18 protein-coding genes are annotated in these 20,797 nt (G+C 51.2%); 11 read left to right on the top strand and 7 right to left on the bottom strand.

Translation table 11 applies throughout. The annotated features are described in order from the left end of the window. Positions 1–107 precede the first annotated feature (107 nt). The 5 genes from priA to hslU all read left to right on the top strand — a co-directional run bounded on the left by priA (position 108) and on the right by hslU (position 6,420). Positions 108–2,309 (top strand): primosomal protein N', encoded by a 2,202-nt coding sequence (gene priA / locus AC6R03_RS00920; protein ID WP_500631006.1) that lies wholly within the window; start codon positions 108–110, stop codon positions 2,307–2,309. 350 nt (positions 2,310–2,659) lie between these two features. Beyond that, complete coding sequence (cytR, locus tag AC6R03_RS00915; protein ID WP_500627047.1) at positions 2,660–3,667, top strand: DNA-binding transcriptional regulator CytR; 1,008 nt, start codon at positions 2,660–2,662, stop codon at positions 3,665–3,667. A gap of 150 nt (positions 3,668–3,817) precedes the next feature. Further along, entirely contained in the window at positions 3,818–4,363 is a 546-nt protein-coding gene (locus tag AC6R03_RS00910) for an SPOR domain-containing protein (protein WP_334555677.1), read from the top strand. A gap of 140 nt (positions 4,364–4,503) precedes the next feature. Beyond that, positions 4,504–5,046, top strand: a complete 543-nt coding sequence (gene hslV, locus AC6R03_RS00905) for an ATP-dependent protease subunit HslV (protein ID WP_487902569.1) — start codon at positions 4,504–4,506, stop codon at positions 5,044–5,046. Positions 5,047–5,085: 39 nt separating this feature from the next. Continuing rightward, complete coding sequence (hslU, locus tag AC6R03_RS00900) at positions 5,086–6,420, top strand: ATP-dependent protease ATPase subunit HslU (RefSeq protein ID WP_500631007.1); 1,335 nt, start codon at positions 5,086–5,088, stop codon at positions 6,418–6,420. 87 nt (positions 6,421–6,507) lie between these two features. Here hslU and frdD read toward each other — a convergent pair whose 3' ends face one another. Genes frdD through frdA form a run of 4 tightly spaced genes read right to left on the bottom strand, consistent with a single transcriptional unit; the run spans position 6,508 to position 9,850 of the window. Further along, the gene (frdD, locus tag AC6R03_RS00895) at positions 6,508–6,885 is read right to left on the bottom strand and encodes a fumarate reductase subunit FrdD (RefSeq protein ID WP_500631008.1); all 378 of its coding nucleotides are present in this window, start codon (positions 6,883–6,885) and stop codon (positions 6,508–6,510) included. A 12-nt stretch (positions 6,886–6,897) separates the two neighbouring features. Next, positions 6,898–7,281: a fumarate reductase subunit FrdC gene (frdC, locus tag AC6R03_RS00890; protein WP_487902571.1), complete on the bottom strand. Its 384-nt coding sequence runs from the start codon at positions 7,279–7,281 to the stop codon at positions 6,898–6,900. Positions 7,282–7,283: 2 nt separating this feature from the next. Beyond that, positions 7,284–8,042, bottom strand: a complete 759-nt coding sequence (locus AC6R03_RS00885) for a succinate dehydrogenase/fumarate reductase iron-sulfur subunit (RefSeq protein WP_334555672.1) — start codon at positions 8,040–8,042, stop codon at positions 7,284–7,286. Then, positions 8,042–9,850, bottom strand: a complete 1,809-nt coding sequence (gene frdA, locus AC6R03_RS00880) for a fumarate reductase (quinol) flavoprotein subunit (RefSeq protein ID WP_487902572.1) — start codon at positions 9,848–9,850, stop codon at positions 8,042–8,044. The genes AC6R03_RS00885 and frdA overlap by 1 nt, the downstream gene beginning before the upstream one ends. A 192-nt stretch (positions 9,851–10,042) precedes the next feature. Between frdA and epmA the strand changes: the two genes are divergently transcribed. The 5 genes from epmA to cysE all read left to right on the top strand — a co-directional run bounded on the left by epmA (position 10,043) and on the right by cysE (position 14,422). Continuing rightward, positions 10,043–11,110 carry an elongation factor P--(R)-beta-lysine ligase gene (epmA, locus tag AC6R03_RS00875; protein ID WP_500653630.1) on the top strand — a complete coding sequence of 356 codons (1,068 nt, stop codon included), beginning with the start codon at positions 10,043–10,045 and terminating at the stop codon, positions 11,108–11,110. Positions 11,111–11,293: 183 nt separating this feature from the next. Next, on the top strand, positions 11,294–11,728 hold the full coding sequence (locus tag AC6R03_RS00870) for a rhodanese-like domain-containing protein (protein WP_500631009.1): 435 nt from the start codon (positions 11,294–11,296) through the stop codon (positions 11,726–11,728). A gap of 140 nt (positions 11,729–11,868) precedes the next feature. After that, a complete protein-coding gene (gene secB, locus AC6R03_RS00865) occupies positions 11,869–12,339 on the top strand; it encodes a protein-export chaperone SecB (protein WP_334555667.1) in 471 nt (156 codons plus the stop codon). Between the two features lie 152 nt (positions 12,340–12,491). Continuing rightward, complete coding sequence (gene gpsA, locus AC6R03_RS00860; protein ID WP_487902573.1) at positions 12,492–13,526, top strand: NAD(P)H-dependent glycerol-3-phosphate dehydrogenase; 1,035 nt, start codon at positions 12,492–12,494, stop codon at positions 13,524–13,526. Positions 13,527–13,600: 74 nt separating this feature from the next. Next, on the top strand, positions 13,601–14,422 hold the full coding sequence (gene cysE, locus AC6R03_RS00855) for a serine O-acetyltransferase (protein ID WP_487902574.1): 822 nt from the start codon (positions 13,601–13,603) through the stop codon (positions 14,420–14,422). Positions 14,423–14,548: 126 nt separating this feature from the next. Here the strand turns inward: cysE and AC6R03_RS00850 are convergent, their stop codons facing one another. The 3 genes from AC6R03_RS00850 to argE all read right to left on the bottom strand — a co-directional run bounded on the left by AC6R03_RS00850 (position 14,549) and on the right by argE (position 19,601). Beyond that, complete coding sequence (locus AC6R03_RS00850; protein WP_334555664.1) at positions 14,549–15,088, bottom strand: PadR family transcriptional regulator; 540 nt, start codon at positions 15,086–15,088, stop codon at positions 14,549–14,551. Positions 15,089–15,583: 495 nt separating this feature from the next. Continuing rightward, positions 15,584–18,217, bottom strand: a complete 2,634-nt coding sequence (gene ppc, locus AC6R03_RS00845) for a phosphoenolpyruvate carboxylase (RefSeq protein ID WP_334555663.1) — start codon at positions 18,215–18,217, stop codon at positions 15,584–15,586. A gap of 247 nt (positions 18,218–18,464) precedes the next feature. Beyond that, complete coding sequence (argE, locus tag AC6R03_RS00840) at positions 18,465–19,601, bottom strand: acetylornithine deacetylase (protein ID WP_500631010.1); 1,137 nt, start codon at positions 19,599–19,601, stop codon at positions 18,465–18,467. A gap of 153 nt (positions 19,602–19,754) precedes the next feature. Between argE and argC the strand changes: the two genes are divergently transcribed. Further along, on the top strand, positions 19,755–20,759 hold the full coding sequence (argC, locus tag AC6R03_RS00835) for an N-acetyl-gamma-glutamyl-phosphate reductase (protein WP_500631011.1): 1,005 nt from the start codon (positions 19,755–19,757) through the stop codon (positions 20,757–20,759). Positions 20,760–20,797 lie beyond the last annotated feature (38 nt).

The raw sequence follows: 20,797 nt of genomic DNA, 5'->3' as shown, positions 1-20,797 counted from the left end.
GTGGTGTTACCCGCGTCTCCTCATACAGACACTGAGATGCGCTGGCTTTTCTCACTCTGCCTTTTCCCTTAGACTAAACGCGTCATTGACCTGCAGTGAAAGACTGAATGAGACCCACCATCGCCCGAGTCGCGTTACCCGTACCACTAGATAAACAGTTTGACTATCAAATCCCTGGACACCTTTTTCCAGTGATTGGTGGGCGCGTGTCTGTGCCTTTTGGCCGTCAAACCTTAGTTGGTATCGTGACGGCCTTGGTGCAGCAGTCATCGCTGCCGATGGACAAAATCAAGCCGATTAAGCAGGTGCTCGACAGTCAACCTGTTTGGCCCGACTCGTTATATACCTTGTTGCACTGGTGCAGCCACTTTTACCAATATCCACTTGGCGACACCTTAGCCAATGCGATGCCCAGCGCCCTGCGTAAGGGAAAACCGGCCGACTTTACCGCCGTGGTGGAATGGCAACTGACGCCAACCGGACGCGATCAGTTGATGCATGGGTTTGGCCGAGCGGTTAAGCAAGCCAAAGTGATGCAGATGCTGCAACACGGACCGACGTCACACCAACGTTTTATTGATGAAGAGGTCAGCACTAGCGTGCTGCGCACGTTGACAGACAAAGGTTGGATTGAGTCGATTGAGCGCAAGCCTCATTTTGCTAAGTGGGGCGCTGACATTGAAGCCGATGTTGAGAAACCAAAGCTGAATGAAGAGCAAGCGATCGCCATCGCGACGGTCAACAGTTTCAGCGGTTTTGGCTGCTTTTTGCTCGAAGGGGTGACCGGTTCAGGTAAAACTGAGGTGTACCTCAACATGATTAAGCCAGTCCTCGAACGGGGTCAGCAGGCTTTGGTGCTGGTGCCGGAAATCGGCCTGACGCCGCAAACCATTAATCGCTTTCGAAAGCGTTTTAACGTGCCGATTGAGGTAGTACATTCTGGATTGAATGACACCGAGCGCCTCAATGCCTGGTTGTGCGCGCGCGATAAAGTGGCCGGCATTGTGATTGGGACGCGATCTGCATTGCTGACGCCTTTTGCTGATCTGGGCATTATTATTGTCGATGAAGAGCATGATAGCTCTTACAAGCAGCAAGATAGCTTGCGCTACCATGCGCGCGATGTGGCGGTCATGCGCGCCAACAAAGAGCAGATCCCGATTGTGCTTGGTTCAGCAACGCCCGCGTTAGAAACGCTGCACAATGCGCTGTCTGGCAAATATCATCATCTGCATTTGTCTCGCCGAGCAGGCAGTGCGGTGCCCACCACCAATCAAGTGATTGACGTCAAAGGGCTCTATTTAGAGGGGGGCCTCTCTGCGCCACTGATCGCTCAAATGCGCAAGCACCTCAACGCAGGCAATCAGGTGATGCTGTTTTTAAATCGACGCGGCTTTTCCCCGGCTCTGATGTGTCACGAATGTGGCTGGATCGCGGAATGCAAGCGCTGCGACGCCTACTACACCTACCATCAGCACAGCAGCGAAATTCGCTGTCACCACTGTGGCTCTCAGCAGCCGACGATCCACCAGTGCCAAGGGTGTGGTTCCACTCAACTGGTCACTGTTGGGGTGGGAACCGAGCAGCTAGAGGAACAACTGCATACGCTCTTTCCAGAGCAGAAAACCATTCGTATTGACCGCGACAGCACGCGGCGCAAAGGCAGCCTAGAAGAGGCGTTAAGCGCCATTCGACGCGGTGAATATCAGATTCTGATCGGCACGCAAATGCTCGCCAAAGGGCACCATTTCCCGGATGTGACGCTGGTGGCGCTGTTGGATGTCGATGGCTCACTCTACAGCAGCGACTTTCGAGCCTCTGAGCGTTTAGCCCAGCTATTCATTCAGGTGGCAGGCCGAGCGGGGCGTGCCAGTAAACCCGGTGAAGTGTTGTTGCAAACCCACCACCCAGAGCACAGCCTATTGCAAGCACTGTTGAAAAAGAGTTATCGGGACTTCGCCGAGGTGGCCTTAGCAGAGCGAAAACTGGCGGCGTTGCCCCCGTATTCGTTTTTAACGCTGTTTCGTGCGGAGGCGAACCAATCTGAGCTGGTGGAAGAGTTCCTACGCCAAGTCCGCTTTACTTTAGAATCCCACCCTCTGTTTGATTCCGGCTGCATGGTGCTGGGCCCGACACCCGCCCCGCTTGCCAAACGTGCGGGTAAGTTCCGTTGGCAATTACTGCTGCAAACCGAGCAGCGCTCGTTAATGCAAAAGCTGCTAGCCAGTGCTAAGCCGGCTATCGAGTTGCTGCCGAGCGCGAAAAAGGTCCGTTGGTCGGTCGATATCGAGCCTCAAGACTTGAGCTAACACGCCGATTAGTTTAAATAGGGGCAGGGACGATAGGCGCTGTGAGCTGATTTCGTTCTTTTTCATTTATTTGTGATCTGGCTCTCTTTTATAGTTCGGGTTTTGTTAAATATCCCGTAACTTTCTGTTTCGAAATGAATAAACTAGTTGTTTGGAAAGGGATAGGCGAAGCGAACCTTGGCAAGAGCCAAACGATTGCTTTTCGCTGCCAATAAGAGTGGGCATCAGCCTACCATCATCATAAGCGGTGCAGGATTGACCCCGTCATCACCACACCAGACGCTATGATCAAGGCAACAAGGTTTAGGTGGCTAAAGCGCTACATCTTTAATTAAGAGGGTTAATAACTTATGGCGACAATGAAGGATGTTGCCCAGCTTGCGGGAGTGTCGACGGCGACGGTATCACGGGCGTTGATGAATCCCGAGAAAGTCTCTTCTGCGACGAGAAAACGCGTCGAAGAGGCGGTGCTTGAAGCTGGCTACTCACCCAACTCGCTGGCGCGCAATCTGCGTAGAAACGAATCAAAGACCATCATCGCGATCATCCCAGACATTTGCGATCCCTATTACACCGAAATCATTCGTGGCATTGAAGATGCGGCTATGGAGCACGGTTACATCGTATTGCTTGGGGACAGCGGCCAACAAAGAAAGCGTGAAAGCTCTTTTGTGAACTTGGTATTCACTAAGCAGGCCGATGGCATGCTGCTGCTCGGTACGGATTTACCGTTTGATGTTAGCAAGGCAGAACAAAAGAATCTGCCGCCGATGGTCATGGCGTGCGAATTTGCGCCTGAGTTAGAGTTGCCCACCGTGCATATTGATAACCTCACTTCCGCATTTGAAGCGGTCAACTACCTGACTCAGATGGGGCATCGCCGTGTCGCGCAGATTTCGGGGCCAGAGAGTGCTCTACTGTGTCAGTTCCGTCACCAGGGTTATCAACAAGCGTTGCGCCGCGCAGGCCTAACGATGAACGAACACTATTGCGCAGAAGGCAACTTCACATTTGAAGATGGTGCGAAGGCGATTCGTCAGTTGTTGGCCTTATCTGAGCCGCCGACAGCGGTTTTTTGTCACAATGATATGATGGCGATTGGCGCGATTCAGGAAGCGAAAAAGCTCGGACTTCGCGTGCCACAAGATCTATCGGTTGTGGGTTTTGATGACATTCAGTTTGCGCAATACTGCGATCCACCACTCACGACGATTTCTCAGCCGCGTTATGAAATCGGGCGTCAGGCGATGCTGATGATGCTTGAGATCCTCCGTGGCCACGACGTGCGTGCCGGCTCTCGACTGCTCGAAACAGAACTGGTGATTCGAGATAGCGCCGCGCCGCCGCGCGTCCTCTAGACGACTTGAACGGTCATTGAGCCGCCGGTCGCCCTGGCTGCGCCACTTTGCGGCCAGTTTTGCTGAGCCGCTTCCAATTCCGGTCTGTCCTCACACACAAATCTGCTTTAACATAGCGAGCAGTTGTATTAAATGGTTTGATAATCAGTTGTGGCGAATAGAGATTACGTAAAGCGCGGCAGTAGCCGTAAGCCGACTAAAAAAGCCGCCCCGCGCCGCAAGAAACCGTGGCGCAGTGGTTTGTTGGCCATCGTCTTGGTCTCGGCGTTCGGTTATGGGTTGTATCTACTCAGTAGCGATCCTGAGCCGCCTGCGCCGGTGGTTCAACCCGCGAAGCCTACCCCGAAACCCAAAGCGAAAAGCAGCCAAACTCTCCCTCCTCCGCCAGAAGAGAAGTGGGATTATGTCGAGTCGTTGCCGAGTCGTGAAGTGGAAGTGAAAGCCAAAGAGTTGGTGGTGTCTGAGATTCCCTACATCATGCAGTGCGGCGCGTACAAAACCGCGCAGCAAGCTGAAGCGCGTAAGTTGGATATTGCTTTCCAAGGCATCAACAGCAAAATTCGCAAAAAAGAAGACAGCAGTTGGTATCGCGTGGTGCTTGGCCCATACAAATTTAAGCGTGACGCAGAGCGTGATAAGCACAAGTTACAGCGCGCCAAAATCGAGCCTTGTGCGATTTGGAAAGAAGCACAATAAACGCCGACGTCTAATGCGTTCAAAGTGAAAACATCGCCCCGGCTTCTTGTCGGGGCGATGTCTTTTCTACCCTTGAATTCTGTTTTTCATAGCCTCATATAAAGACTAACATCCAAATGAATAAAGTATGAGGCCCCACCGTGACTACCATTGTATCCGTACGTCGTAACAACAAAGTCGTCATTGCTGGTGATGGACAAGTATCACTGGGTAACACCGTGATGAAAGGCAACGCACGTAAAGTTCGCCGTTTGTACAACAACAAGGTACTTGCGGGATTTGCCGGTGGTACTGCCGACGCGTTTACCTTGTTCGAACGTTTTGAAAGTAAGTTGCAAATGCACCAAGGTCATTTGACCAAAGCGGCGGTTGAGCTGGCCAAAGATTGGCGCAGTGACCGTGCGCTGCGCAAGCTTGAAGCTTTGTTGGCCGTCGCTGATGAGACGGCATCGTTGATCATTACCGGTAATGGTGATGTGGTGCAGCCAGAAAACGATTTGATCGCGATTGGTTCTGGGGGCAACTTTGCGCAAGCGGCAGCGACGGCGCTGCTCGAAAACACCGAACTCGACGCCCGTGACATCGCGGAAAAGTCGCTCAAAATTGCTGGTGATATCTGTGTGTTCACCAACCATCACCACACTATCGAAGAACTAGAAATCCCGCACAGCGCTGCGAAGTAAAAAGCAAGATAGTGGTCACTATATTTAAGGAATTCAATTATGTCTGAAATGACTCCTCGCGAAATCGTCCACGAACTGAATCGCCACATCATTGGCCAAGAAAACGCAAAACGCTCTGTGGCGATCGCGCTCCGTAACCGCTGGCGTCGTATGCAGCTAGAAGAAGGCTTGCGCAGCGAAGTAACACCGAAGAACATTCTGATGATAGGGCCAACGGGTGTGGGTAAAACTGAAATTGCCCGTCGCTTAGCCAAGTTAGCCAATGCGCCCTTCATCAAAGTTGAAGCCACAAAGTTCACGGAAGTGGGCTACGTGGGCAAAGAGGTGGAGACCATCATTCGTGATTTGACCGATGTGGCGGTCAAAATGACGCACCAACAGGCGATGGAAAAAGTGAAGTTCCGCGCCGAGGAGCAAGCCGAGGAGCGCATTCTTGATGCGCTATTGCCGCCAGCACGCGATGCTTGGGGTCAGAATGAGCAGCAAGACGAGAGTTCGTCGAATACTCGTCAAGTGTTCCGCAAAAAACTCCGTGAAGGCAAACTTGACGACAAGGAGATTGAGATTGATGTCGCTGCGCCGCAAATGGGCGTCGAGATCATGGCGCCTCCTGGCATGGAGGAGATGACCAATCAGCTTCAAGGCATGTTCGCCAACTTAGCCGGTGATACTAAGAAGAAGCGTAAGTTGAAAATCAAAGATGCGTTCAAAGCGGTGACCGAAGAAGAAGCCGCGAAGCTGGTCAATCAAGAAGAGCTCAAAGAACAAGCGATCTTTAACGTCGAAAACAACGGCATCGTGTTTATCGATGAGATTGATAAAATCTGTAAGCGCGGCGAAAGCTCTGGCCCAGATGTATCTCGTGAAGGCGTACAGCGTGACTTACTGCCGTTGATTGAAGGCAGCACGGTCTCGACCAAACACGGTATGGTCAAAACCGATCATATTCTGTTTGTTGCATCGGGCGCTTTCCAAGTGGCGAAGCCATCGGATCTGATCCCAGAGCTACAAGGTCGTCTACCGATTCGTGTCGAGCTGGAGGCACTCTCTAGCCACGATTTTAAGCGCATCCTAACGGAGCCTAAAGCATCACTGACCGAGCAATACTGCGCGTTGATGAAAACCGAAGACGTTGACATTGAGTTCACCGAAGAGGGCATCACCCAGATTGCAGAAGCGGCATGGACGGTCAATGAAACCACCGAGAACATCGGTGCACGCCGTCTGCACACAGTGATGGAGCGCTTGATGGATGAAATCTCCTTTGAAGCGACCGACAAGGCAGGCTCTAAGTTGGTGATTGATGCGCAATACGTGAAAGCGCGCTTGGGTGAGTTTGTCGAAGACGAAGATCTCAGCCGCTTTATTCTGTAAGTGCGATAGACACTCGCAAACGAGGCACAAGATAAACAAAGCCCGCTCAGTTCATGAGCGGGCTTTCTATTTTTAATAGACGGAGGCTTAGATCATAAAGATAAAAATGACCGCCAACGCTGAGATAAGGGCTGCGAAGAAGTAGCAGGCAATTTTGCCGACGACACCCGCATGGATTTTAAGATCATGCATGCCGTGATGGACACGGTGCATGGCATGCCACATGGGTAGAGCCAGTGTGCCGATGATAAACAGCGCACCGATGATGCTGGTGGCAAACTCGGACACGCGCTCATAGCTCAATGCGTCTGCGCTGATGATGCCCAGCGGGGCCAACACACCTAAGACTAAGATAGTCACAGGGGTTAACATCGCGAACCAGGTGCCGCCAGCGCCAAATAGCCCCCACCATACTGGCTCATCACTGCGTTTAGGGGCTCTGTTAACGTTGAAATTTGAATTCATGATTACGGCTCCTTACACCACCACGAGGACGACGAGAGAGATAAACGCCACCGCTGCCCACTGAGTGAGAACGACGATCTTTTTATCAACGGGTTTGCCTTTTAAGCGAATCGGCATCACTTGCGGCATCATGCTAAAGAAGGTTTGGGCATGCAGTAAACTGCCAGCCAACGCCACAATGTTGATGGCGATGACCACTGGGTTTGCCATAAAGCCAAGCCAGCTTTGCCACGCTTCTGGGCCTTTGACCAGCGAACCCAATCCGATGGTGAGGAACAGAGTAAACAGCACCAAAGGCAACACCGTTGCTTCACGCAACATGTAGAAGCGGTAAAACGGATGATCTTTCCACCAGGTGCGTTTCACTTCACGAACGTAAGGTTTACGGTTACTCATCCTTATGCCTCCTCTTTTGCAGGTGTGCCGTCAGGCTTTAACATAGCAATCACGAAGTCCATCGAGGATTCGACTTTGCCTTGGTTCACCGCCGCCGCAGGATCCACGCTCTTCGGACACACTTCTGAGCAGTAGCCGACGAAGGTACAGCCCCATGCGCCATTGTCACCGTTGATCAGCGCCATGCGCTCGGCCTTACCGTTGTCGCGGCTGTCGAGGTTATAACGATGCGCCAAGGTGAGGGCCGCAGGGCCAATGAACTCAGGATTAAGACCAAACTGAGGGCAGGCGGCGTAACACAAACCACAGTTGATGCAGCCAGCAAATTGCTTGTATTTGGCCATTTGCTCAGGCGTCTGTAGGTTAGTGCCGTCTTCGGGTTTACGGTCGTTTCCTATGATGTAAGGCTTGATGGCTTCAAGACGCTCAATGAATGGCGTCATATCGACAATCAAATCTTTTTCGATAGGGAAGTTTGCCAACGGCTCGATTTTGACGCCATTTGGGTAGTCACGCAGAAAGCTCTTACACGCCAGTTTTGGCACACCATTGACCATGATGCCGCAAGAGCCACAAATCGCCATGCGGCAAGACCAGCGGTAAGAGAGCTCTTTGTCTAAGTTGTCTTTGACGTAACCAATCGCATCAAGGATGGACATGGTTTCATCAAACGGCACTTGGAAGGTTTCAAAGTGCGGTTCGTTGTCGGTTTCTGGGTCATAACGCAGAATGTCGACTTTTTGAATGCGGTTGGCTGACATTAGGCTTTCTCCTCTGCGTTTTTCTCGGCGGCTTCTTGTGCGGCGGCTTTTTCAGCGGCTTCACCGTAGAGGCGTGCTTTCGGCTGTGACTTGGTGATGGTGACATCACTGTAGTCGATGCTTGGCGCTGCATCCGCTTGATAGAAGGCGAGGGAGTGCTTAAGGAAGTTCACGTCATCGCGCTCTGTGCAGCCATCATCAAGACGCTGGTGGGCACCGCGAGACTCTTTACGCAAAATCGCCGAATGTACCATGGCTTCCGCCACTTCAAGGCCGTACCCCACTTCGATGGCGTAGAGCAGATCGGTGTTGAACACCTTACCTTTGTCCTTGATGCCAATACGCTTGTAGCGCTGTTTGAGCTCGGTGATTTTATCTATGGTTGCTTGCATTAGATCTTCTTGACGATAGATGCCGCAGCCCGCTTCCATGGTGTGGCCCATTTCCGTGCGAATATCTGCCCAGTTTTCGTCACCCTCTTGATTCATTAGGGCTTGAATACGGGCTTCCACCTCTTTGATTTGCGCGTCAATCGCGGCGTCATTCCAACCTTTGAACTCGGCGGCGCGCTGCACAGCTTGCTCGCCCGCCACGCGGCCAAACACAACAAACTCAGCCAGGGAGTTTGAACCTAAGCGGTTTGCGCCATGCAGACCAACAGACGCACACTCACCGACCGCAAATAGGCCTTTGATGCGTGTTTCACACTGGCCATTGGTTTCAATCCCGCCCATGGTGTAGTGAACCGTTGGACGAATTGGGATGGGCTCTTTGGCTGGGTCGACGTTAACGTAGGCTTTGGCCAGTTCACAGATGAACGGCAAGCGCTCTTGAAGGTACTCTTCACCGAGGTGGCGCAAATCAAGGTGGACCACATCGCCGAGTGGGTGCTTGATGGTGTTGCCTTTTTGCTGCTCATGCCAGAACGCTTGGGATACTTTGTCGCGTGGCCCGAGTTCCATGTATTTGTTCTTCGGCTGACCCACCGGTGTCTCTGGTCCCATGCCGTAATCTTGCAGGTAGCGGTAACCGTTTTTATTGACGATGATCCCGCCTTCACCACGACAACCTTCGGTCATGAGGATACCGGTACCAGGTAGACCGGTTGGGTGGTATTGCACGAACTCCATATCACGCAGTGGCACACCATGACGATACGCCATCGCCATGCCATCGCCTGTCACGATACCGCCGTTGGTATTACAGTGATACACACGACCCGCACCGCCCGTGGCCAGTACCACAGATTTGGCTTTGATGGTGACCAGTTCCCCTTCCGACATATGAATGGCAATCAGACCTTGCACTTCACCGTCATCCACCAACAAGTCAACGACAAAATACTCATCAAAACGGTTGATGTTGTTGTATTTCATCGAGGTTTGGAACAGGGTGTGCAGCATGTGGAAGCCAGTTTTATCCGCTGCAAACCAGGTTCGCTCGACCTTCATACCGCCAAAACGGCGCACGTTGACTTCGCCGTTTTCTTTCCGACTCCACGGGCAACCCCATTGCTCCATCTGGATCATTTCGCGCGTGGCGTTTTCAACAAAGTATTCAACGACATCCTGTTCACAAAGCCAGTCACCCCCACCCACGGTATCGTTGAAGTGGTTGTCTAGGCTGTCCTCATCCTTGATAACTGCGGCTGATCCACCTTCTGCAGCAACCGTGTGGGAACGCATAGGATAGACTTTTGAAATCAAAGCGATGTTTAAATCGGGATTTGCTTCAGCTGCTGCAATAGCAGTTCTCAGACCAGCGCCGCCGGCGCCGATGACTGCGATATCTGTGGTAATGGTTTGCACAGTTATCCTCCAGTGTGAAAGTGCGGATGATTCCGCTTGTTATTGTTGCTTTGGGAAGCCCCCAAAAGTGGTAGGGGTAGTGTAGAAGAGCCTCTCTAGGGAAAAATTGATGTATTTAGGTTTTTGCTCCGGTAGTGCACATAAGGGCATAAAAAATCTAGGATATGTGATAGTTATCACGGCGACTTAGGGATGGGGATGACTGGGCTATCAATGAGGGCGGCGATAACCTGCTTAACCCTTGTTGGGCTTTGTGATACGTTGCGCAGCAAATCACTTCAAGAGAATAGAGCTTTGAACTGGCAACCGACCGCATCGATCGCAGCGCTGAAACAGCGTGCTCACGTATTACAAACCCTACGCACATTTTTCGCTGACCGAGGCGTCATGGAGGTGGATACTCCGGCGATGAGTCAAGCGACGGTGACAGACATTCACTTGCACACCTTTCAAACTCAGTTTGTAGGCCCCGGATATGCCGATGGGCAAGCGCTCTATTTAATGACCAGTCCTGAGTTTCACATGAAACGCTTATTGGCTGCGGGTAGTGGTTCGATTTATCAGATCAACAAGGCATTTCGTAACGAAGAGAGCGGCCGCTACCACAATCCGGAGTTCACCATGTTGGAGTGGTACCGGGTGGGTTTTGACCATCATCAACTGATGGATGAAATGGACGACTTGTTGCAGCAGGTCCTAAACGTGGCACCGGCCGAGCGAATGAGCTACCAAGACGCCTTCTTGCAAGTGCTTGGTGTGTGTCCGTTAGGCGCGAGCATGGAAGAGCTCAAAGTCGCCGCTGCCACCTTGGGGCTGGCGGATATTGCTCAGCCAGAGCAAGACAGAGATACGCTGTTGCAACTGCTATTTAGTGTCGGCGTGGAAGCCAAGATTGGTCAGACTCGTCCTGCCTTTGTGTACGACTTCCCAGCGACGCAAGCGGCGCTCGCGAAAATTAATCCGACCGATGATCGGGTTGCGGATCGTTTTGAAGTCTATTTTCGTGGCATAGAGCTGGCGAACGGATTCCACGAATTGGATAACCCCAAAGAGCAACAAGCGCGTTTTGAGCAAGACAACCAGAAACGCCAGCAGATGGGCTTGCCGGTTCAGCCGATGGACGGCCATTTAATCGCAGCGCTAGAGGCGGGTTTGCCTGAGTGTGCAGGGGTGGCGCTAGGGGTGGATCGTTTGATCATGCTGGCACTGGGCTTTGAGCATATCGAACAGGTTATTGCCTTCCCCGTGACCCGCGCATAGGGCAAGGGTCACGCAGTATAGCGTGGTGATGAAGAGGCGTCTTTGTCGAGAAATGTGCAACAGATTCTTATTCTGAGCGCTTTTGACTCGCGCCGTCTCATCATCCTCGTTATACTCCCAAGCTGAATTTTAGTCGGGGGCTGTCCATCCGTTGTACAGTTCCAAAATCGAAGAGCACAGGACATGCAAGAGTACATCGCATTTTTTCAACAGAACATGATTCTCTCTTTGGTATGGGCGGGTCTATTGGTTGCCCTTATCATGAACATCGTGAAATCCACTACCGCGGCCTACAAAGAGATCACGGCAGCGCAAACGACTCAATTAATGAACCGTGAAAACGGTGTGGTGGTTGATATCCGCACAAAAGATGAGTTCCGCAAAGGTCACATCACGGATGCAGTTCACATTTTGCCATCAGACATCAAAGCGGGCAGCTTTGGCGCTCTTGAAAACCACAAATCCGACCCAATCATCGTAGTATGCAAAACCGGTCAGACGGCGCAAGAAAGCGCGAATCTTCTAGCAAAAGCGGGCTTTGAGAACGTGAATCTTCTCAAAAACGGTTTGATTGCTTGGAGTGAAGCGAACCTACCTCTGGTTAAAGGCAAAAAGTAATTCATTGAGCGCTGATTGAAAAATCGGCGTTTATTCAAGAGAGATGTGAACAGAGCCACGATTTAACGTGGAAATCGAGTCAGTGTCATATCTCTCGGTTAGTCTCTTGGCAGACTATTTTCTATGAAAGGATTTGAACCATGGCTGAAGCAGCACCGCAACAAGAAGCTCAAAACTTCGCAATTCAACGTATCTTCCTAAAAGACGTATCATTTGAAGCACCGAACTCACCAACCATGTTCCAAAAAGAGTGGAACCCAGATGTTAAACTGGATCTAGACACGCAAAGCCGTGAGCTAGGTGAAGGTGTTTACGAAGTCGTGCTTCGTCTTACCGTGACAGTGAAGAACGCAGACGACACTGCATTTCTTTGTGAAGTTCAGCAAGGTGGTATCTTCACGGCTGAGAAAATGGAAGCGGGTCAATTGGCGCACTGCCTAGGCGCATTCTGCCCGAACATCCTTTTCCCTTACGCGCGTGAAACCATCTCAAGCTTGGTGGTGAAAGGCACGTTCCCACAATTGAACCTAGCGCCAGTGAACTTTGATGCGCTGTTCATGAATTACCTTCAGCAACAAGCTCAGCAAGGTGAGGGTGAAGCTCAGGCGTAATCTTCGCTCTGACGCAACCTTAGCGAAATGCACAGAGCATCTCATCACGATGCGCTGTGCATTTTTTGTTTGAGAATCTTGTGTTCAGCGGTTGGCAAAACGAACGCTGACCACTAGATTCTAGTCACGCAGCAGGACAACTAGGCGGAACCATGACAGACACACAATCCCAAAATGCGTATGGTCGTTCAATCTCTATGACCGTACTCGGCGCAGGCTCATACGGCACGTCGCTGGCCATTTCGTTGGCACGTAACGGTGCCAATGTGGTGCTATGGGGGCACGAGCCTGAGCACATGGCGCGTCTTGAAGCCGCACGCGCCAACGAAGAATTTTTACCCGGCATCGCTTTTCCAGACAGCTTGATCATTGAGACGGACTTAGAAAAAGCCGTCAGTGCCAGTCGAGATCTCCTTGTGGTGGTGCCAAGCCACGTATTTGGTCTGGTGTTGAACAGTGTTAAGCCCTATTTGCGCTCAGACACTCGCATTTGCTGGGCGACCAAAGGGCTGGAGCCTGAAACCGGTCGATTACTGAAAGATGTCGCCCACGATGTGATTGGCGATCAATACTCCCTAGCCGTGCTCTCTGGTCCTACCTTTGCAAAAGAGCTCGCGATGGGGATGCCGACGGCGATTTCTGTGGCTTCGCCAGATGCCGAGTTTGTGAAAGATCTGCAAGAGAAAATCCATTGCAGCAAAACCTTCCGAGTCTATGCCAACAGTGACTTTATCGGTATGCAGCTTGGCGGCGCGGTGAAAAACGTCATTGCGATTGGCGCAGGCATGTCCGACGGCATCGGTTTTGGTGCCAATGCGCGAACCGCACTGATTACCCGTGGCTTAGCAGAGATGAGCCGATTGGGCGCGGCGCTAGGTGCGCAAGCCGAGACCTTTATGGGCATGGCGGGTTTAGGCGATCTGGTGTTGACCTGTACGGACAACCAGTCGCGCAATCGCCGTTTTGGATTGGCACTGGGTCAAGGCAAAGATGTCGACACAGCGCAGCAAGAGATTGGCCAAGTGGTTGAGGGTTATCGCAACACCAAAGAGGTGTTCCTACTTGCTGAGCGTGTCGGTGTCGAGATGCCGATTGTTGACCAAATTTATCAAGTATTGTATCAAGGGAAGGACGCACGCCTAGCCGCGCAAGATTTGCTAGCGCGTGATAAGAAAGCCGAAGCATAAGCGTCATGAGGTGACTCATAAGGCGCACACCTTACTCATGTAAGGGCAGGGAGAATTAGGGACGAGCAAGTAACATGAAACATTGTGAGAAACAGAAAGTCTGGCAGACCATTGTTCGAGAAGCGCGTGAGCTCTCTGAGCAAGAGCCGATGCTCGCCAGCTTCTATCATGCGACCATCATTAAGCATGACAGTTTAGCGGCGGCGCTGAGTTATATTTTGGCCAACAAACTCAATACGGCTTCAATGCCTGCCATGGCGGTGCGAGAGGTGGTTGAGGAAGCCTTTAACTCCGATCCCAATATTACCGCCGCGGCGGCCTGTGACATCTGTGCGACGGTCAACCGTGACCCTGCAGTCTCTATGTACTCCATGCCGCTGCTGTACTTAAAGGGTTATCACGCCCTGCAAGGCTACCGCGTTGCCAACTGGCTTTGGAAGCAAGGGCGCATGGCGCTCGCCACCTATTTGCAAAACCAAATCTCTGTTGCGTGTCAGGTCGATATTCACCCAGCAGCGAGAATCGGTCGCGGCATCATGCTCGACCATGCGACCGGTATCGTCATCGGTGAGACAGCGGTGGTCGAAGATGATGTCTCCATTTTGCAAGACGTCACCTTGGGTGGTACCGGTAAAGAGTGCGGCGATCGTCACCCGAAAATTCGTGAAGGTGTGATGATTGGCGCTGGGGCGAAAATTTTGGGTAATATTGAAGTGGGAGAAGGGGCGAAGATTGGTTCGTGTTCCGTTGTCCTTCAGCCTGTGCCGCCACACACAACGGTTGCGGGTGTGCCAGCTAAAATTGTCGGTCGACCGAAAACCGATAAGCCCTCTTTGGATATGGACCAACAGTTCAATGGTAAGTCACAAAGCTTCATTGGTGGTGATGGGATCTAAGCCGTTAGCGCTTTGATGTTATGTTTACCACGATGCTATGTTTGCCACTTAGCCGAGAAAAGAAAAAAGTCAGCATCACGCTGACTTTTTTGTCTCTTTCAACCTAATACGGTTAGGTCAGGGCTATTACGCCATATCGTTCAACTCAGCGAGCACTTCTTCTGCCCAATCAATCCAAGTTTGACGAATCAGAAGATTACGACGCAGCGTGAGACGCTCTAGACGTTGCTGCTTGTCTAGGGTCGCAGGCGTTGAGTAGTAACCGCTCTCGATTTCTTGGTAGTGTGCGACTAGCTTGCGTGACTCATCGATAAGCTCAGCGAGCTGAGTGCGAAACGGTGCAGAGGGTTGGATAGCACACGCCATCAACTTTGCACAGAACTCATCACGTACCGTAGGATGCGCGGTCGGTTGATCAAACCACTCACCCAGTGCAGTACGGCCGGCATCGGTAATGGAGTAAACTTTACGATCGGGTTTGCCTTCTTGAGGCTCGAGAACACAGGTCACAAGATTGTTTTGCGCCATCTTGTTCAGTTCGCGGTAGACTTGCTGGTGGCTTGCTTTCCAAAAGTAGCCGATAGTGGCAGAAAATTCTTTGGTAATATCGTAGCCCGTCGCATCACGAGTGCTCAGGACAGTTAAAATAACGTGTGGTAATGACATGTCTTCAATCCAAATGGTCAATAAACTTCAAAATACAACCGCTTAATCTTGTGTGTGCTTCTTTGGCACGAATTCTTTTGTCAAGCGGCGCCAACAATGTGTTGGCCATGTCACCTTAAAAAGCCATCTATCACCTAGGTCGATATACTATCGATACGCAAGCTGGTGTTGTTATAGTCACTTGCGATGGCTGAGTAGTATATCTAAATAATAAGCATAAAGTAGAATAGAAGGACAATGTTGCCTAAAAAACTGATAAAAGACTCAGTAGATTTTTACCTGTAGTTTTTTATTTTTAATATTGAGTTATTTTGTCCTGATTTAGAAACATTATGCCTGAAAAATTGTATTCTTGGTATTCCATACAATATTTGGCGCAGTGTTGTGGCTCATCTTCCTCGTTAGTATTTGTTTTATAATAAAAAAGGCCGATAGATGACTATCGGCCTTTTAGGTTTAATGGGGCGGTGTGCGCCCAAATTTTGTGCGCTAGGCTTAGCCGGTGTTACGCATACCTGCCGCAATACCTGCGATGGTGAGCATTAAGGCTTCTTCAAGCTCTTCCGATGGCTCGTCAGTTTGACGCGTACGATAGAGCAGCTCTGCTTGCAGCATGTTCAATGGCTCAACATAGATATTGCGCAGGCGAATGGACTCTTGTCCCCACGGGTCGCTCTGCATCAAGTTCTCGTTGTTTTCGACATTCAGTACGGTTTTGATGTCTTTTTGTAGCTGTGCACGTAGGCGATCGCCGAGAGGCAGCAGCTCAGGATCTGCCAAGCGTTCATCGTAGTAGCGAGAAATGTCGATATTACACTTGCTGTAGACCATTTCGAGCATTCCGAGACGGGTTGAGAAGAATGGCCATTCACGACACATCTCTTCTAGTAGCGCTTGGTGCCCTTTGTCGACGGAGTATTGAATTGCTTCACCTGCGCCTAGCCATGCTGGTAGTACGAGACGGTTTTGGCTCCAAGAGAAAATCCAAGGAATCGCACGTAGGCTCTCTACACCGCCGTTCGGGTTACGCTTAGCTGGGCGAGAGCCCAGTGGTAGTTTACCAAGCTCCAGCTCTGGCGTTGCTTGACGAAAGTAAGGCACGAAGTCTGGTTCGCCGCGCACAATGCCACGATAGGCTTCACAGCTCACTTCAGACAGCACGTTCATCAGATCGCGCCACTCTTGTTTCGGCTCTGGTGGTGGCAGCAGGTTTGCCTCGAGAATTGCACTTGCGTAGAGGTTGAAACTGTTGACCGCCACTTCAGGTAAACCGAGTTTAAAGCGAATCATCTCACCTTGCTCTGTTACGCGTAGGCCGCCTTTCAAGCTCTTTGGTGGCTGAGACAGCAGCGCTGCATGTGCAGGTGCACCGCCACGGCCAATCGTGCCGCCGCGACCGTGGAAGAGGGTCAACTCTACGCCTTCCTCTTCAGCCACTTTGACCAAGGACTCCATTGCGTGGTACTGGGCCCAACCGGCCGACATGACGCCAGCGTCTTTGGCGGAATCTGAGTAGCCGATCATCACCATTTGGTGGTTTTGAATGAATCCGCGGTACAAGTCGATGCTCATCAGCTGTTTGATGACCGCTTCGGCGTTATTGAGGTCGTCGAGCGTTTCAAACAGCGGGCAAACATCCATACGGTACGGACAGCCCGACTCTTGCAGCAGCAAGTGCACCGCGAGAACATCAGAGGCGGTACGTGCCATAGAAATTACGTATGCGCCAAATGCTTCGCGAGGCTGAGCGGCAATGATCTTACAGGTGTCGAGTACCTCTTTGACAGGTTCAGAGGGTTCCCAATCGCGTGGCAGAAGTGGGCGCTTGGACGCCAGCTCATTGGTCAGGAACGCAATCTTATCTTGCTCACTCCATTGGTCGTAATCGCCAATGCCCAGGTAGCGCGTTAGCTCTGACAGGACATCCGAATGACGGGTACTCTCTTGACGAATATCCAAACGTACCAAGTGCACGCCGAAGGCTTTGATGCGGCGTAAGGTGTCGAGCAGTGAACCATCTGCAATCTTGCCCATGCCACACTCATGCAGTGACTGGTAGCAAGCGTAGAGGGGATCCCACAGCTGTGCGATGCGTTGCAGTGGCGCTTTGACTGCCAGTTTCTGACCATGGATCTTAGCATCAAGGATGTCTTTGGTGTCGGTCAGCAGTTCACGCAGCTCTTTGAGCACGGCACGGTAAGGTTCGTGCTCATCCTCGCCAGCGAGTGCTCTCACCGCGTCGTTGCAGCGCGTCATGGACAATTCACTGACCAGCTCGTTGACATCGCTGAGATAGAGATCCGCGGCTTTCCAGCGAGAAAGCAACATGACTTCACGGGTGATGGTGTGGGTGACAAACGGGTTGCCGTCGCGATCGCCACCCATCCAAGATGAAAAATGAACAGGGCGAGCATCGATAGGCAGCCCTTCACCAAGGTAATCGGTGAGTTTGTCGTCAAGCTCGCGCAAGAAGTCAGGCACGGCTTCCCACAGTGAGTTTTCAACCACAGCAAAGCCCCATTTCGCTTCATCGAGCGGAGTTGGGCGCTGCTTACGAATGGTGTCAGAATGCCAGCTTTGGGCAATCAGCTGCTCAAGGCGGCGTTCGGTCTTTTGGCGCTCTTTGGCGGACAGATCGCCAAGCTCAAGCTTGGACAAGCATTTGTTGATTTTAACCAGCTTGTTGATCATGGTGCGACGGGTGATTTCTGTCGGGTGCGCCGTGAGCACCAATTCGATGTTCAAATCGCGCACAGCCTGAGCAGTATCTAGCTTGCTGATCTCATTATTGCTCAGTTTGGCAAACAAACTGTTGATGGCGTCCGGTTCACACACGTGCTCATCACAATGGCGTGAAATCGTATGGTACTGCTCCGCCATGTTGGTGAGGTTGAGGAACTGGTTGAACGCGTGCGCAACGGGAGTTAACTGCTCGTTTGGCAGGTTTTTGATCTCTTCAATCAAGCTCTCGCGGTCTTCTTTGTTGCCTGCGAGGGCAGATTTAGAAAGCTTACGAATTGTTTCTACTTTATCGAGCAGTGCTTCACCATGAGCATCCTTAATGGTGTTGCCGAGCAAGTGCCCGAGCATGCTTACGTTGCTTCGAAGAGCAGAGTATTTCTCATTCATTGTCGTCCTGCCTTGTAAAAAAATTACATCCATTGTTCTTTTGATAAGCCAACAATCTAGCGAAAAATGTCGCTTAGAGTCAATTATCACATGCAAAGTTTGCAAATATTATGCAATCGATATCAATGGGCAAAAAGCATCCAACCCCAGAGAAAATGGGTGAAATTTTATTACATTTGAAGTGGCTAACGACGAAAGATCGCTCTGCTCGAGAGGAAAGTCACCGAGCAGAGCGATGTGTCTGTTTTTAGAAACAGTATTTGTACATGGCTTTTGACAGTACATCGATGGTCGGATCGATAAAATCGAAGGCGAGGAACTCATCGGGCTGGTGGGCTTGGTCAATCGAGCCGGGGCCAAGCACCAAGGTCGGACATAACTGCTGCAAAAACGGCGCTTCGGTGCAGTAGTTGACCGTTTCAGCGTCCATGCCACAAATGGACTCCATACCACCAATAAACGGGTGATCATGTTGACACTCATAACCCGGGATCGGCTCATGCAGCGGCGTGATTTCAATTCGGCCGGGCCATTTGGCTTCGACGTCTTTCAGTGCGCCGCGCAGCATGTTGTCGAGGCCATCCAAACTGATACCGGGCAGCGGTCTCACGTCATAATGCAGTTCGCAGCAGCCACAGATGCGATTGGCGCTGTCGCCGCCGTGGATGTGACCCAGATTGAGAGTCGGGCTCGGAATCGCAAACCCTGGGTGATGATACTCTTTGATCAGTTTGTCGCGCAGTTGCATCAGCGCGTACAACACTTCATGCATGATTTCGATGGCGTTGACACCAAGCGCAGGGTCGGAAGAGTGGCCCGATTTACCGGTCACGCGCACGGCATTGGCGACGTGCCCTTTGTGGCCACGAATAGGCACTAAACTGGTTGGCTCGCCGATGATGCAGTAGTCCGGTTTAAATGGGGCGTGTTCAGTGAAATGACGAGCGCCGAGCATGGTCGTCTCTTCATCACATGTGGCTAAGATGTAGAGCGGTTTGCTTTGTTTGCTCCAGTCGACCTTTTTTACCGCTTCAATAATAAAGGCAAAAAAGCCTTTCATATCGGCTGTACCTAAACCGTAGAAACGGTTGTTGTCTTCTGTTAGGGCGTGAGGGTTGTAGTTCCAGCGTCCTTCATCAAATGGCACCGTATCGCTGTGTCCGGCCAGCAATAAGCCGCCTTCTCCTGAGCCTTTCTTTGCCATCAGGTTGAACTTGCCCGGTTCGACTTGCGTGGCTTCGACCTGAAAGCCGATGTCTTTGAGCCAGTCTGCGAGCTTTTCAATGACTTGCTGATTGCCTTCATCCCAGCGTGGGTCAGTCGAGCTGATGGATGAGGTAGAAATAAGGCCGCGGTAGACCTCTATAAAGCTAGGTAATTGCATATTTAGTTCGCATTCCCTGTTGACATAATTCTATTAAGAAGGTAAAACACATAATAAATCACTTTTAATGAATAAAAAACCGTTAAAAGCTAAAGTTTGTAAATTTATAGTCACTCTTTGGGTGGCGTTTTTAACCCAATTATGGATGTCGAGATGCTAAAAACCACAATCATCGGTGCCAGCGGCTACACAGGTGCAGAATTGGCGCTCATGGTGCAAAAACACCCAGAGCTTACGCTAGCAGGTTTATATGTGTCCGCCAATAGCGTCGATGCAGGTAAGAGCATTGCGACACTGCACCCCAAGTTACAAGGTTTAGTGACCGAGCCAGTGCAGCCGCTCGTTGACGTGGCAAAGGTTGGCAAAGAGAGCGACGTGGTTTTTCTTGCGACTGCCCATGAAGTCAGCCACGATTTAGCCGCGCCATTGCTTGAGCAAGGCTGCCAGGTGTTTGATCTCTCGGGCGCTTTTCGGGTCAAAAAAGAGGGCTTCTACAGTGAGTTCTATGGTTTTGAGCACCAGTTCGAACAGCTGCTAGAAAATGCCACCTATGGTCTTGCCGAGTGGAATGAGCCAGGCATTAAACAGAGCCAGCTTATTGCGGTGCCGGGTTGTTATCCCACTGCGTCACAACTTGCCATCAAGCCACTATTGCAATCTGGGTTAGTTGATACAACTCAGTGGCCAGTCATCAATGCGACAAGTGGTGTGTCGGGCGCGGGGCGCAAAGCCTCACTGACGAGCAGCTTTTGTGAAGTGAGTCTTCAGCCTTATGGCGTGTTTACTCACCGCCACCAACCGGAAATTGCCACTCATCTGGGTTGTGATGTGATCTTCACCCCTCATCTGGGCAATTTTAAACGTGGGATTCTGGCGACCATCACTATGAAGCTAGCGTCTGGTGTGACGGCTGAGCAAGTAGCACAAGCGTTTACTAACGCCTATCAGAACAAACCGGCTGTTCGTCTGCACACGACGACGCTGCCTTCGATTCAGAACGTCGAAAACACACCTTTCTGCGATATTGGCTGGAAGGTTCAGGGTGAGCACATCATTGTCGTATCGGCGATTGATAACTTGCTCAAAGGCGCATCGAGTCAAGCGATGCAATGTTTAAACATCCACTACGGATATCCCGAGTTAACTGCCCTTGTGTAGTCTCAATCGTTAAGGTTGAAACTGAGTCATCAAGCGGT

It is taken from the genome of Vibrio sp. R10-SG-ISO4 (assembly GCF_059834135.1).
The sequence above is the reverse complement of the archived record's forward strand: the minus strand, read 5'-3'. Positions and strand labels throughout refer to the sequence as shown.

Coding starts and splice junctions, on each gene's coding strand:
- cytR (WP_500627047.1), top strand. CDS start 2,660: ATGGCGACAATGAAGGATGTTGCCCAGCTTGCGGGAGTGTCGACGGCG.
- frdD (WP_500631008.1), bottom strand. CDS start 6,885: ATGAATTCAAATTTCAACGTTAACAGAGCCCCTAAACGCAGTGATGAG.
- frdC (WP_487902571.1), bottom strand. CDS start 7,281: ATGAGTAACCGTAAACCTTACGTTCGTGAAGTGAAACGCACCTGGTGG.
- AC6R03_RS00850 (WP_334555664.1), bottom strand. CDS start 15,088: ATGTCATTACCACACGTTATTTTAACTGTCCTGAGCACTCGTGATGCG.
- ppc (WP_334555663.1), bottom strand. CDS start 18,217: ATGAATGAGAAATACTCTGCTCTTCGAAGCAACGTAAGCATGCTCGGG.
- cysE (WP_487902574.1), top strand. CDS start 13,601: ATGAAACATTGTGAGAAACAGAAAGTCTGGCAGACCATTGTTCGAGAA.
- priA (WP_500631006.1), top strand. CDS start 108: ATGAGACCCACCATCGCCCGAGTCGCGTTACCCGTACCACTAGATAAA.
- AC6R03_RS00870 (WP_500631009.1), top strand. CDS start 11,294: ATGCAAGAGTACATCGCATTTTTTCAACAGAACATGATTCTCTCTTTG.
- hslU (WP_500631007.1), top strand. CDS start 5,086: ATGTCTGAAATGACTCCTCGCGAAATCGTCCACGAACTGAATCGCCAC.
- argC (WP_500631011.1), top strand. CDS start 19,755: ATGCTAAAAACCACAATCATCGGTGCCAGCGGCTACACAGGTGCAGAA.
- argE (WP_500631010.1), bottom strand. CDS start 19,601: ATGCAATTACCTAGCTTTATAGAGGTCTACCGCGGCCTTATTTCTACC.
- gpsA (WP_487902573.1), top strand. CDS start 12,492: ATGACAGACACACAATCCCAAAATGCGTATGGTCGTTCAATCTCTATG.
- AC6R03_RS00885 (WP_334555672.1), bottom strand. CDS start 8,042: ATGTCAGCCAACCGCATTCAAAAAGTCGACATTCTGCGTTATGACCCA.
- epmA (WP_500653630.1), top strand. CDS start 10,043: ATGGGGATGACTGGGCTATCAATGAGGGCGGCGATAACCTGCTTAACC.
- secB (WP_334555667.1), top strand. CDS start 11,869: ATGGCTGAAGCAGCACCGCAACAAGAAGCTCAAAACTTCGCAATTCAA.